Raw genomic sequence first — 15,557 nt, 5'->3', positions numbered from 1 at the left:
CAGCAATATAAAGTTTAATGCTTAATTTTTATATATTTCGTCATTTTAAATTTATTAAAATACTATTTAATAATGATAAAGAAAATAGAAATAATTATCATTATCTTAAAAACACAGAGGGAAAGAAAATTTAAACCTTTATTAATCAATAGATTATAAAAAAGACAAAAAACAACCAAATTATAAGACAATATATTTAAAATAATACAAAATTAATAATTCATTATTTCTAATTTCTAATAAAAATTATTAAAAATAAGTTCTAATATATTTTTTAATTATAATGATGAATCTTTTTTTCATATTATCAACCTTTACATTACATCATAAATAATGTTAAAAATTGCATTTCATAAACAAGAAATGATTACATTAATATATTTAACTTTAGCTTATTTTCATTACCAATTTAGCGACTCTTCTTTTGTTATTAATTTTTAATCATCATGATAATGTCTATTTTATAGCCAAATATTAACCTATTTTTCCTATCATTTTTCATATAGTTATAAGTATATTCATTTTTGGAATAAGAAATTCGCTTAGTATAAAATCGTTATAAAATTAAATACATATTGGCATGAGATAACATCAAAAGGATAAGATCATTAATAATTACTAATTAGTACATAATGGTAATCATTTCATTAAGTTATTTTATAACATATCGAATCTATAACGAAATTAACGCAAATAAAATTTAATGTTAAATCCCTGTTGTTTTTATGGATAAAAAAAAGACAATTTATCGATAAATAATCCCCTAATGGGGCCTATTTCTTTTTTTGTAAGAATAGATAAAAGAAGTGATCATAAATCTAAAAGATTGAGAAATATTTTGTTAACTGTTTGTTTTTTTTATCAAGCAAGATTTCGTGGATAATGAGCGATAAATTGAGGATCAGTATCCAAATGATACACAACAAACACACTCAGAAGCGCTCATCTTAGAAACCACAGTAACAGCCTATATAACAGACAAAATAAAAAAGCCATAACACCGAAATGTTATGGCTTCTAAATTTATTAAAATAATAAAATGCTATGTGTAGTTCTCTGCCTTTCACGTTTTATTTTACTCACTGCTTATCAAAAATAAGTAGCGGTTTGAATAAGTAAATAAAATCTACTTACCAGAAATTGGAATGACTGAAAACAACGGTCTACCTGGTGCAATAAAAAATAAGTATCCAAATGTGGATAACTTAGATAATAAATAAATTAGGCGTTATAACACGTTACAGGATATTTCAATTTGTAACGTGAGTGCATTATATCCAATAAGATTTTTTGCGCAAGTGTTTTTACACTTAAATCAAATTCAAATAAAGACATTATAAATCACAAGGTTATAGATAAATTTAACTTTAAGAAGTCGATATCAACAAATCTAAAAATGAAAAAAAATGAAGAGTTAATGAATATTAATGTTAGAAGGGTTCAAACAATGACATCTACTTAGCATTAATTGATTCAGCTCGTCATCACTCAATAAACTTAATTAATTATTTATTCTGTAACTTAATCTATCCATTATTAATATTATTTAATACTAAAGCTAAATTTTATTCTAACTCAATTTTATTAATAACATCGACAACTATTAAAAATGGTAAAAATATAAACTCTATATCGTCTATACAATAAAAAAGCACTTTATTCATCATTTCACAACGACAAATAAAGTGCTTTTAAAATAGCGTAAAAATACTTAGATAAATAGCTTATTTGCTAAATATTAACCACCTGTAGAGACGGTTTCCATTCCCACTAGCCCAACTTTGAGATAACCCGCTTTTCTTAGCGAATCCATTGCAGCCATTAACGTTTCATAATCAACCGTTTTATCCGCTTGGAAAAAGATTGTTGTCTCTTTGTTTGCTTGTGTCATGGTATCTAACACATTCGCTATCGTTTCATGTGTGACCATCTCTTCACCAATGAAAATCTGTTTATCCGACTTAATTGTTAAATAAACAGGCTTTTCAGGGCGTGGCTGTGGTTTAGCACTTGAAGCGGGTAAATTTACTTTTATATCAACAGTAGCTAACGGTGCTGCCACCATAAAGATAATGAGTAGAACCAACATGACATCAATAAAAGGCGTCACATTGATATCATGTAATTCATTATCATCACCTGAATCATCACCAAGACGCATTGCCATAATTCATTACCTTGCTTTGCTGTTTTCGATATCTAAATCACGGCTGACTAATGTCACTACACCCGTTGCGATATCACCAATTTCACCACGATAACCCGCGATCATACGAGCAAAAATGTTATAAATAATAACCGCAGGAATAGCTGCAATCAGACCAATCGCTGTTGCTAATAACGCTTCTGCAATGCCGGGCGCAACAACAGCAAGATTTGTCGTTTGAGAGTGTGCAATACCAATAAAGCTATTCATAATCCCCCAAACCGTACCAAAAAGGCCGATAAAAGGAGAGATTGCACCGATTGTAGCTAAATAACCATTACCGCGACCTAACTCACGGATAATTGCTGCAACGCGACGTTCCATACGCATTTCAACACGTTCTTTAATGCCTGATGCCACTTTACTTTCTTGAGAGTAAGTACGCTCTAATTCCGCATCATTAAAGAAATCAGCGGTTGCACTCTTATGACCAAATTTTTTGCTAATCGCTAATGCATCATTGAGTGATTTAGCTTCAACTAATTGAGCCGTCTCATTTCTTAAGCGACGACGCAGTGAGATCAGGTAGCTTCCTTTCGCGAAAAATAGAGCCCAAGTGACAATAGAGGCTAACAGTAAGCCAATCATGACACTCTTAACGACTAAATCTGCATTACGATACATACCCATGACGGACAAATCTTCTGCAAATCCGCCACCAGCAACCATTTCAGGCTGTACTTCTGATGGTGTGTTTTCTGTCGCTGAAGGTGCATTCTCTGAATTCTCAGCCGTTATTACAGCTGTATTTTCACCTTCAGGCTTAGCGCTTGCAGTATTTTCTGCTTTCACTTCATTACCTGTTGTTGAGGCTGTAGTGGCAGTTGTCTGTGTAGTCGTTATCGGTGTAGAAGCTGTTGAAGAAACGGCAGCAGTTGTTGGCTGTTCAGTTGGTGTGGCAGGAGTCGTATCCGCAAAAGCAGAGCCTGTCAGACCGATTGCCAATAGAATAGAAGCTGTCAAATTACGCATCAGTTGGCCTTTTACTCTCTTTTTTATCTATTTATTTATTCAGTAATGACATTTTTACGTCATTACTTACCCAAAATCGTTTACTTACAATCATCCTGTTTGCCATCAGGAAAGAGAAAACGCTCAAATGATATCAAACATGAAGCATTTTGATAGTAATTATCATTACTATTTGGCGATTTTTTTTCCATTCGTCCATTTTTAAGACAAATTATCGTTCTTTCACGTAACGTGAAATTTTATCAACTATCCAGCAACTCTTTTGTACTTATCCAAAAAATGAATTAACTTGAGGTAAACACACCATCAATTAAAAGAAGGTATTAAGGATGACGCTAAAACAACAAGAAACCTCACTCCTCCTTTCTGGTCGAGCTAAAAAATATTCTCAAGGCGCAGTAAATCCAATTATACAACGAACATCATCCGTTATTTTTGATTCCGTTGCGCAAAAACGAGATGCAACAAAAAAACGCGCTGAAGGCGCACTTTTTTATGGTCGTAGAGGCACAACCACACACTTTGCTTTGCAAGAAGCACTCACTGAATTAGAACAAGGTGCAGGATGCGCATTATTTCCTTCTGGTGCTGCAGCAATCACGCAATCAATACTCGCGTTTATTGAACAAGGTGACCATATTCTTGTAACGGGTTCGGCTTACGATCCCACACAAAATTTTTGTGATCAGATCTTACGTAAATTCTCAGTCACAACGACTTATTTTGATCCTTTAATCGGCAATGCGATCAGCCAATTACTACGTCCTGAAACAAAAATCGTTTTTCTTGAATCGCCAGGATCAATCACGATGGAAATTCAAGACCTGCAAGGAATAGTCAATTCAGTTCGCCAATATAACCCTGAAATCATTATTATGATTGATAATACTTGGGCGGCGGGAATATTACTTAAACCATTAATGCTTGGTGTTGATATTTCTATTCAATCAGCAACAAAATACATTATTGGTCACTCTGATGGTATGTTAGGTTTTGCCGTTGCTAATAAACGTTGTTGGGCACAATTACGTGAAAATGCCTATTTATTAGGACAATGTGTCGATCCTGATACTGCGTATATGACAGCTAGAGGCCTAAGAACATTACCCGTAAGAATGAAACAGCATGAACAGAGTGCATTAGAAGTCGCTCGTTGGCTAAAACAACACGCTTTAGTCGATAGTGTTTATCACCCAGCCTTATCTTCTTGTCTAGGTCATGAATATTTTCAACGTGATTTTTCAGGTAGCAACGGGCTATTCTCTTTTAGTTTAAAGAAAATCCTAACTGCTGAAGAATTTGCTCTTTTTTTAGATAATTTCTCATTATTTAAAATGGCATTTTCATGGGGTGGATTCGAATCCTTAATTTTAGGTTATCAACCTAATGATATTAAAGCTATGCGCCAGTATGAAACACAACCGGAATTTACAGGCACATTATTCCGTGTTCATATTGGATTAGAAAATGTAGACGATCTAATTGCAGATCTCGAATACGCATTTTTACGTATTTCTTAATAAAGAATGAATTTTTTATTAAAAAAAATCTATCCCTGTGGCTCCACAGGGATTAAATCAAACTGTTATCTTTATTTTGCGTTAGAATAGCGAACATAAAGTCTTTTTTAATGCGAGTTCGCTAATGGAAACATTAAAAGAGATAATTCACGCATTAATGCAACATGATTATATGGTGCTGGCTAATCCTAATGTGTTGTGGGTTATCTATATTGTTCTTTTTGTTATTATTATGCTGGAAAATGGGGTATTACCCGCAGCATTTTTACCCGGAGATACACTACTTATTCTATGTGGTGCACTTATTGCGAAAGATGTTTTACATTTCTTTCCAACCATCATTGTATTAGGTACTGCTGCTAGTTTTGGAAGTTGGTTAGGCTTTTTACAAGGCCGATGGCTCAGTGACACAAAAGTAGTTAAACGCTGGATGGCACAATTACCTGAGCAATATCACCATAAAGCGAATGATCTTTTCCATCGTCAAGGCTTATATGCTTTATTAATTGGTCGTTTTATTGGTTTTGTACGAACATTATTACCCACTTTGGCGGGATTATCTGAATTACAACAACGCCGCTTTCAAATATTTAACTGGTTAAGTGGCTTTTTATGGGTAGGCATTATTGTTTCACTGGGCTATGTATTGAATTTAATTCCTTTTATTCAAAAGCATGAAACATTAGTGATGAATATTCTGATGACATTGCCAGTATTATTGTTAAGCGCAGGTTTAATTGGCTCTGTCGTAATGTACATTCGCCATCGTAAAAATAGCACTAGCAATAAATAATTTAAAAAACACCATTATTTTAATCATTATAATGGTGTTTTTAATCATCTAACACTGGCAACGTTCTGTTGTTCATTATCTTATCTCTTATTTATTAATATCTTAGTAAAAATCCGTTTATATTTATCACTATCCTCTTCTTGTCTTAATCTGTTTATCGTTAAAGCTTAATCGCTTTTGATGCGAGAAACATAGGAATATAGTTATCAACCCAAAAACGTGTATAAGAAGCGAAGTCTTCAATAAAATCTTGCAATAAAAACAATGGGATTATAAAAGCGCACCTATTCGCTACCCACTCATTTTTAACGGGATTTGACGTTAAATGGACTTCCTCAAGGCTTTTTAGCCGCGATAATATCGTCATCATTAACAGGTTTCGACCACTGATTTTCCATTGCTGCTTGTTTATCCCAGTGTCCTTGGTTTAATGTTAAATAATGACTTTCCATATCACTCCTTATAAATTAATAACAATATGAACCGTTATGGTCATAAGAAAAGCCATTCCATTCTCATTTCCATAACCTTATAGTTATATTGATGTCATGTTATTTTATCTAGATACAGTAAAACACTTTTTCCTGATGATTTGTCATAACTGTATATTCAGAACAATGAATTAAGGTGGATACCAAATGCAAAACTTTACTTATTACTCCCCCACTCGCCTTCATTTTGGTCAAGGGCAAATAGAAAAACTACGTTCTGAAATCGGAAAAAATGAAAGAATTCTATTTACTTATGGTGGGGGCAGTATTAAACGCAATGGTGTTTTAGAACAAATCTATACTGCACTGCCAGGCTACCAAATACATGAGTTTGGCGGTATTGAGCCGAATCCTTCCTATGAAACACTAATGAAAGCAGTTTCTTACGCCAGATATCACGGTATCACACATTTATTAGCCGTCGGTGGCGGTTCCGTTATTGATGGTACTAAATTTATTGCAGCCGCTATCCCTTATAAAGGCGAACCATGGGAAATTGTAACAAGTCGCGGTAAAGTCATTGAAAAAGCGATACCTTTAAGTTGTGTATTAACACTTCCGGCAACAGGCACTGAAACCAACAGTTTTTCTGTTATCAGCAGAAAACAGACAATGGATAAACAGAGCTTTGCCAGTCCTCATATTTATCCTCATTGTGCTATTTTAGATCCAACAACCACTTATTCTTTACCACCAAGACAAACAGCCAACGGTGTTGTTGATGCTTTTATTCATATCTTAGAGCAATATCTCACTTATCCAGTGAATGCTCGTGTACAAGATGAGTATGCCGAAGGCCTTTTACGTATTTTGATTGATCAAGGGCCAAAAGCACTGACATCACCTACAGACTATGATATCCGTGCTAATATAATGTGGACGGCATCACAAGCGCTAAATGGTATTCTTGGTGTGGGTGTTCCTCAAGATTGGGCTACACATGCATTAGGTCACGAACTCACGGCTTTACACGGACTCGATCATGCGCAAACCCTCGCTATTGTTTTACCTGCATTATTAAATGAAAAACGCCAAGCTAAATACGGCAAGTTAATTCAATATGCACAAAAAGTTTGGGACATAAACCAAGGTTCTGACGCGTTTAAAATTGAAACTGCAATTAATGAAACTCGAAAATTCTTTGAATTAATGGGACTTAGAACTCGACTGGCTGATTTCAAAATCAGTGAAGAAGATATTCCCGCATTAGTGCGAAAATTGGAAGAACATGGACAAATTGCACTGGGTGAGCATCAAGATATCACATTAGAAGTCAGTCAACGTATTTATACAGCGGCACTCTAAGTACTTTATGCGACTCTGGAGGTAGAAATGGATAAACCTAAACTGATCAAATTATCTGATGGAAATACCATCCCACAACTTGGTCTTGGTGTGTGGAAAGCAGATAATCATCAAGTTGTTAAAGCTATTCATCATGCACTTGATACAGGCTATCGTCTTTTCGATACAGCAGCGATTTATCACAATGAAGAAGGTGTAGGTAAAGCGTTAAAACAGCTCACCGTTCCTCGTGATGAACTGTTTATCACAACGAAATTATGGAATAACGATCAGTCTCATGCCCGTGGTGCTTTATTAGAAAGTCTCCAGCGTTTACAACTTGATTATGTCGATCTCTATTTAATGCATTGGCCAGCACCTTCTCGAGAGCTTTATGTCGAAGCTTGGAAACAAATGATTATTCTGCAAAAAGAAGGATTAGTAAAAAGCATTGGTGTCTGTAATTTTAAAGAAGAACATCTGGAACGCATCATTACAGAAACAGGTGTAACTCCTGTTATTAATCAGATTGAAATTCATCCATTAATGCAACAAGCACCATTAAGAGCCTGGAACACTACTCATAATATTGTGACGGAATCTTGGAGCCCATTAGCACAAGGTGGTGAAGGTGTCTTTGATCAGCCCATTATTCAAAAACTGGCTGAAAAATACCATAAAACCCCAGCGCAAATTGTTTTGCGCTGGCATTTAGACAGCGGGCTTGTGGTTATTCCAAAATCAGTTACACCTTCTCGTATTGAAGAAAACTTCCATATTTTTGATTTTAAATTAGAAAAAGAAGAAGTCGCTGAAATTACCGTTCTTGAACAGAAAAAACGTTTAGGCCCTGATCCTGACCTCTTTGTCGATATCTAATTTTTATTCCTTAATTAAAAAGCCAATAGAATAGATTTTCTATTGGCTCTTCTATAACAAAATATTCCGTCCTCTTTTCGCTTTCCATTTTTATTTTCTGGTCTCAATTTTTTATATATCTATAAATTAATTAATTGACGTTCACTTTCTGATATCTAATACATCTATAAATACGAGAATCTCATCATTATTTGTTACGGTGAGTTTAAAAATGATAAATTTTAAAAGTGGACTAACACCTCAACTTTCTTCTATCACAAAGAAAGTTGCTTGGTTTAATATCTTTATTCAATTAGCATTTCCCATCTCGGCAACGATCCCTGCTAATGTTTTTGCAAAAGAAAATAATCTAGAAAAACAAACGATTAATTTAATAAAAAGCCAAAACACTTATCAGGTTCAAGCTAATGATACCCCTGAATCTATTGCGAAAAAATTCAATATAAAATTATTTAGACTTATTGAAGCTAATCCTGATTATGTTTCTTTAGTTGGAAAATTAAAAATAAAAACAGGTATTACTCTTAATATACCTAGTGAACCTTTATCAACAAAAAAATGGTTAGATAACAATCAAAATACCGCTATTCCAACGACAAATGAGCAAGAGCTTGCACAAATTATTGTCGATAACTCATCTTTATTAAATAAAGATACTGATGCAACACAATATGCAATAAGCAAAATATCAAGTAAAGCCAATCAACAAATAGAACAGTGGCTAAATCAGTTTGGTCATGCTCAAGTTTCACTTTCAACGGATAAAAAATTCACTTTGGAAGGAAGCTCTGCAGATCTTCTTATTCCACTCTATGATAGTAAAAAGAACTTAGTTTTTTCTCAAACCAGCTATCACCGCAAAGATTCTCGTAGCCAATTCAACCAAGGTATTGGTTACCGACATTTTACTGATAAATTTATGGTTGGTCTTAACGCTTTTTATGACTACGATTTAAGTCGTTATCACAGCCGTTTTGGTGTCGGTGCTGAAGTATGGCGAGACTATTTTAAATTAAGTATAAATCACTACCACCGTCTATCTAACTGGCGTACCTCTGACGATGTTATAGATTATAACGAACGTCCTGCTAATGGTTGGGATATTCGAACAGAAGGCTACCTGCCGACTTATCCACAATTAGGTGCAAAACTGATTTTTGAACAATATTATGGTAAAGAAGTCGGATTATTTGGCAAAGATAATCGTCAAGAAAACCCTCACGCTTATACAGCAGGCCTTACTTATACGCCAGTGCCTTTAATTACCTTCGGTGCTGAACGTCGCTTTGGTTTAAACGATAATAGTGATAATAAATTTGATGTGAATATCCAATATCGACTTGGAGAATCACTCTCTTCACAACTTAATCCTGATAATGTTCGAGCAACACGTTTAATGTCAGGAAGTCGCTATGATTTTGTCAATAGAAACAACGACATTGTTCTTGAATATAAAAAGAAAACCTTAGTATTCCTCTCTATTGCACCAACAATTAATGGTTACGCAAAAGAAGAAAAAGATTTAGGTGTGCAAGTTCACTCTAAATACCCAGTTAAACATATTGAATGGTCTGCGAGTCGCTTAATCGCCAATGGAGGTAAGATTAATCATAATAATAATCTTAATTACTCAATTATTCTTCCTCGTCATATTGCTGGTTCATCTGAAAAAAATAGCTACACAATAAGTGCCGTTGCTATTGATGAACAAGGTAATCGTTCTGATCCAGTACAGAGTCAAGTCACGGTTGATCAATCTGCGATTAATACGCAAAACAGTCAATTTACGCCAAAAACAACACAACTGCCTGCGGATAATCATTCTGCACAAAATCTGACTTTATCAATCCTTGATAATGATAAACTTCCCATTGATATCAATCTAAAAGAACTGTCATTAAATATTCAATCTGATAACCCAGCCAGTAATAGCCAAGTTTCACATTTCAGTAGAATTGATGCGGGGAAATATCAAGTCACCATCACCGCAGGAAGTACACCTGAAATTGTAACATTGACACCTAAATTTAGGGATAACACCTTTAATCAGGCACAAGTGACTTTTGTCGCTGATACGCATTCCGCCATTATTGCAAAAGGAGGATTAACCGTAATCAAAAACAATGCTTCTGCTGATGGTAAAAGCCAAAATAAAATTCAAGTTATCGTCACTGATATTAATGCGAATAGAATTCCTAACTATCCCGTCTCTTTTACTGCGGATAATGGGGCAACGATTATTGGGCAAGCAAATACAGATGCGGAAGGTAAAATCATTGTTCCAATCACCAATACACATATAGGTAAAAGCATCATTAATGTGAGTGTTAAAAATATTACCTATTCAACTAGTGTTAATTTTATTGCCGATATTAATTCAGCAAAAATAAATACTTTCACTATTAGTCCAAATAGTTCATTTGCCAATGGAACGGATGAAAAATTAATTACTTTCAATATCATTGATAAAAATAACAACCCTGTTCCCAATGCCAAAATTCAATTATTTGCAGATAATCAAGCTCAACTTAAAAAAACTGAATTACTGACAGATAGTGAAGGTAATGCATCAACAACTATGACCAGCAAAATAGCGGGCATAACCACAGTAATAGCACGGGTTAATAAAATAGACACGAAAAAGACAACGCAATTTATTGCCGATCTATCCAACGGTAAAATTATATCAGTGACACCATCGGCTCCCCCTTATATTGCTGATGGTAAAACAGCAGTAACGTTTACTGCTGTCGTTGAAGATAAAAATCACAACATCTTACCGAATGCGAAAGTCATTTGGTCTACGAACCGTGATCAACAGATTGTTTCGATTAATGATGTTTCAACAACAAATAACCAAGGTATTGCTCAAACAACAGTAACGAGTACTCAAGCCTTTGATGTTATTGTTACAGCCAGTATCAGTAATGAATCACTCGATGCATTACCTATTACTTTTGTTGCTAATAACCAACAAGGTTTAATCACTTTAACTTCGAATAAAACCGAATTAATTGCAGACAATAAAGAACAAGCGATACTCACCGCAGTGGTGAAAGATAAATTTGGTAATAAATTACCTAATGTCACCGTCGAATGGCAATCTAGTGCCTCAACCACTCTCGATAAACAAAAGAGTGTGACCGACAATCAAGGGCAGACAACCAATAAAATTCAAACCAAAAAAGCAGGTACAACAGAGATTATTGCTACTCTTTCAAATAAAGAAAAAGCACAAGTAACACTCACCGCTATTGCCGATCCCAATAGTGCCAATATTGTCTTAACGACTGTAAATAACAAAACAGAAGCGATTGCAGATAATAACGATACAATAACTTTAATGGCACATGTTACGGATGCTCAAAATAATCCATTAATAAAACAATCTGTATTCTGGCATTCAACTCATAATGTGTTGAGTGAGAATATGGTGAAAACTGATGACAATGGTAATGTACAAGTTGTAATAAAAGGAACTGAAGCACAAACTACAACTGTCACAGCAACACTGGAAAATAGCCAAAGCGCCACAAAAAATCTTCGTTTTATTGCTGGTCAAGTCAATGCATCACAAAGTTCATTTTTGATTGAACCTCAATCTATTATTGCCAATGGTCAATCACTTGCTACTGGTACAATAAACTTAAAAGATAAATTTGGTAATCCAGTTCCGAAACAAAATAAATTTATCGCTCTCTCTGGTGATAACAACACCATTAAATTTAGTGCACTCAAAGAAATCAATACCGGCATTTATCAAACAACCATCAACGGTAAACAAGAAGGTGTTAGTCTTATTCGTGCCCAATATACGAATGCAAGTAATACCTTTAATTTAACTCAACCTCTTGGTTTTATCGCAGATAAGCAAAATGCCATAATTAATGCGGTTAATGTTATCGCGCCTTTTGATGTCACCGCAAATGGAACAGATAAAGTTGTTATCCGTGCAAAAATTGTTGATAAACAAGGTAATCCAAGTATGGAAGGTATTGCTGTGGGTTGGTTAACTTCTCTAGGCAAACTTTCATTACCTATCAGTAAAACAGATAAAAATGGGATTGCAGAAATAGCCTTAAGCAGTACACAAGCAGGTACGGCACAAGTTACAGCGATGCTTGATAGCCAACAATCTCTTGATGCAGACCATCTGATTAACTTTAATACTGATGTGATTTCTGTTGATAAATCTCAATTATCACTTATCCCTGATACTATTATTTCTGAAACGGGCCACTCTCAAATTACGTTAACGTTAAAAGATAAATACGATAATTTATTAACCGGACTGGCGAGCAAAATCAGCATTAAATACAGTACTGATTTAACCGCAACTACAACTGCATTTAATGAAATCTCAACTGGGGTTTATCAAGCTCAAGTTAGTGCATTAAAAGCAGGTCAAACCACAATCAGTGCTAAAGTTAATTCGTCCACACTCACACAAACAGCGCGATTAACTGTTCTGCCTAATAACCAGACAGCCAAAGTTGATAAATTTGTGATAAGTAATACACAACCTCATGCTGGCGATACCATCGTTTATCACGCTTATATCAGCGATAAAAATAACAATCCTGTTAACAGTGGCGTCAGTGTGACATGGACGACGGATAAAGATAGCTTACTTGCTAAACCGCTGACATTTACAGACAACAAAGGTATTGCTGATGTTGAATTAACACGTAATCCGGCAGGTATTGCTAAAGTTAATGCCGTATTAATTTCAGGTAGTTACCCAGCACCCGATGTTAATTTTGTCGCTGATAATGTTGATGAAAACAGTTCAGAAATCAACTTAATCCCGGCAACAATCATCGCTAACGGCACAGATAAAGCATTACTCACTTTAACGATTAAAGATAAAGGCGGTAATATTCTGCCAGATCAGCAAGTGGAGGGGATCTCTAACAATCCAATAATTCAGTTTAGCCCAGCTAAACAAGTCTCACCGGGCCACTATGAAATTGAAGCTACGGGAACTAAATCAGGTACAGCACAATTAAGTGTTAAAGTTAATGGTGTTGATTTTAAAAAACAAAAAACCTTACAACTTCGTGCAGATGCAACAACCTGGCAAATCAAATCTGTCAATGTCGATAGAATAAGCATGATTGCCGGAGATAACGGTGTTAATTATCAAGCAACCATTGTCGATGCTAATGACAATATATTGCCTAATGTTATTGTATCTTGGAAGTTACAAGGTTTAGCTAATGACTATGACTTTAGTACTTATACAGATACAAATGGTATTGCTAGAACAAAAGTCACCAGTACTGTTGCTGGTATCTTAAAAATGAGTGCTTATCTTGATTTAAATAATCATAAGTCAATTCAAGATGTCACTGTAAATCCAACGAATATTGATACTAATAAATCAACCTTTAGCAGTAACCGTCAATCAATAGGGGGAGATAATAAAGATAGCGCTCTACTCACTGTAAATTTAATGGATAAATACAATAATACTATTGATGGCAAAAAAGTTTCGATAAAAACAACCAATGGTAAGCCTAACTTTAGTGATAACCCACTAAATTCATTAGGAAATGGTAAATATCAAACCAATCTTACTTCAAATGTTAAAACAGATATCATCTTAACAGCTGAAGCGGAAGGATTAACTATTGCAAAACCATTAACCATTAAAGTCACTATCCCGAAACCTGATATTATTTTTGATAAACAAATCCAGCAAGAAACCTATGCTTCAGCACCTATTAGCGCTCTAGGTTATACGGGAGTACCTAATAATATTAACGTGATGTGGTCTAGCTCAGATCCGACCATTGCCTCTATTGATACGGCGACCGGTAGCATTGCGATGAAAAAAGCAGGTACTACTGTTATCACACTACAAACATCAGGTAATAATCAATATCAACCAGCTCAAAGTAGTTATCCGTTGGTGATTGAGAAAGCGGATGTTGGGCTAGCAGCAAAAGAAACTCAATTAAACTCCATTTGGAATGATAATATTCCCCAACAAGTGGTGCTTTTATATAGCAATAAAGATGCTACAAACAACCCACCACCTAAACAATTTGTCAATTACAAACAAGCTATAATAGCAGTCGATGAACAAGGAAAAATTACACCGATAAAACCAGGCGATACACCTATTACCGTGTTATCTCAAGCAACAGAACAATTTAAGTCATCGAGTATAATCATTAATTACACACAAGATAAAGGCACAATAAATTATCATTTTAAAAATTCAGATGAAACATTAATTGTTGATGCATTGTCGAGTGGCTTATTGACTGCTCAGGCACCTACTCCTACACTGCCTACTGGTATTAATGCCATTTGGAGTAGTAGTAAACCAAGTGTTGTAGAAGTGACTCCGGAAGGTACAATCACCCACTTAGGTGTCGGAAAAGCCACGCTCACATTATCAATTAAAGATGATGTTTATTATCATGACAACGATAATAGTTATAATATTATGGTAGAACCTGCACCTTATATTACGATTGATTCAGTAAAATTTCAGTCTGCCGGTAGAGAAACGCTTGCTTCAAATGCTAACAATTTATCTTGGCAACCTGTTTACATCTCAGATAATAGCTTTACTGTTAATTGGAGCTCAATAAAAACACCTCATGCTATTAACTTTGAACTGTATGATGACAAGAATAATTTGATTCAATTAGTGGAAAGACAAAATTATAGCCCTAAAAACAATATAACTGATCCTGTTATTATCTCTCCACCAGAATCTTATATTAATAAGCCACAAAATTTGAAATTAAAAGTGATCACTTTTGATTCCAATAATAAATCTTATCCTAAAGAATATAACATTGCGGTTAAATCTATTTCCGCACAAACGGCTGCAAATTTATTTTTAATTCATCTCAATTCTCAATTTTTATATACAGATAGTGGTAGCTCAGCACCAAATTGCCAAGACGCATGGGGAACAAGCGCCGTACACTTTACAGTAGTACCTAGAATTGAATTTAAGGGTGATGCTAAAAAATTACTTTATCCAATCACGTTAACTGCAACAATAAATGATATAACGTTAAATTCATCGAATTTATCACAAGGAGAAATTAATAAAAATGTAAATTATCCAGATTCTTTTACCTTGAATAAAAACTTGGGGGGAATTTATGAATTTAAGACAACATCATCACAATATGCTATTGATAAAGAATGTAAGATTAATGACTCAGGTTATGGTGTATTTAAACTAATCTTAGATGTATATGGAAATAAACAAGTAGTCACTAAGAATTTCAACTGGAATGGCTCAAACGGCGCCTATTAATAAACAAACAAATTAGATTCAAAGCCACATTATTTTTAAGATAATGTGGCTTTTTTTCCATGAAATTTTCTTTTTTGAAGAGAAATAGAAAAATCCCGAATACAAGATTCCTTATATTCGGGAT

General features: G+C 34.5%; 7 protein-coding genes. 5 read left to right on the top strand and 2 right to left on the bottom strand.

What is annotated here, in order from left to right:
* Positions 1–1,738: 1,738 nt before the first annotated feature.
* Both exbD and exbB read right to left on the bottom strand, forming a co-directional pair.
* Positions 1,739–2,167 carry a TonB system transport protein ExbD gene (gene exbD / locus QSH13_RS14705; protein WP_109406831.1) on the bottom strand — a complete coding sequence of 143 codons (429 nt, stop codon included), beginning with the start codon at positions 2,165–2,167 and terminating at the stop codon, positions 1,739–1,741.
* 6 nt (positions 2,168–2,173) lie between these two features.
* A complete protein-coding gene (exbB, locus tag QSH13_RS14700) occupies positions 2,174–3,178 on the bottom strand; it encodes a tonB-system energizer ExbB (RefSeq protein WP_109397117.1) in 1,005 nt (334 codons plus the stop codon).
* A 329-nt stretch (positions 3,179–3,507) separates the two neighbouring features.
* Here exbB and metC point away from each other — a divergent pair, with 329 nt between their 5' ends.
* The 5 genes from metC (at position 3,508) to QSH13_RS14675 (ending at position 15,433) form a co-directional block, all read left to right on the top strand.
* A complete protein-coding gene (gene metC, locus QSH13_RS14695; protein WP_109397116.1) occupies positions 3,508–4,698 on the top strand; it encodes a cystathionine beta-lyase in 1,191 nt (396 codons plus the stop codon).
* A gap of 124 nt (positions 4,699–4,822) precedes the next feature.
* The gene (locus tag QSH13_RS14690) at positions 4,823–5,491 is read left to right on the top strand and encodes a DedA family protein (RefSeq protein WP_109397115.1); all 669 of its coding nucleotides are present in this window, start codon (positions 4,823–4,825) and stop codon (positions 5,489–5,491) included.
* 638 nt (positions 5,492–6,129) lie between these two features.
* Positions 6,130–7,287, top strand: a complete 1,158-nt coding sequence (locus QSH13_RS14685; protein ID WP_286039324.1) for an iron-containing alcohol dehydrogenase — start codon at positions 6,130–6,132, stop codon at positions 7,285–7,287.
* 27 nt (positions 7,288–7,314) lie between these two features.
* Complete coding sequence (gene dkgA, locus QSH13_RS14680) at positions 7,315–8,145, top strand: 2,5-didehydrogluconate reductase DkgA (protein WP_109397113.1); 831 nt, start codon at positions 7,315–7,317, stop codon at positions 8,143–8,145.
* Positions 8,146–8,356: 211 nt separating this feature from the next.
* Positions 8,357–15,433, top strand: a complete 7,077-nt coding sequence (locus QSH13_RS14675) for an Ig-like domain-containing protein (RefSeq protein ID WP_286039323.1) — start codon at positions 8,357–8,359, stop codon at positions 15,431–15,433.
* Positions 15,434–15,557: the final 124 nt, after the last annotated feature.

This window comes from Proteus faecis, from assembly GCF_030286765.1.
Taxonomy (GTDB): domain Bacteria; phylum Pseudomonadota; class Gammaproteobacteria; order Enterobacterales; family Enterobacteriaceae; genus Proteus; species Proteus faecis.
Note: the sequence above shows the minus strand (reverse complement) of the source record. Positions and strands in the feature narration are given on the sequence as shown.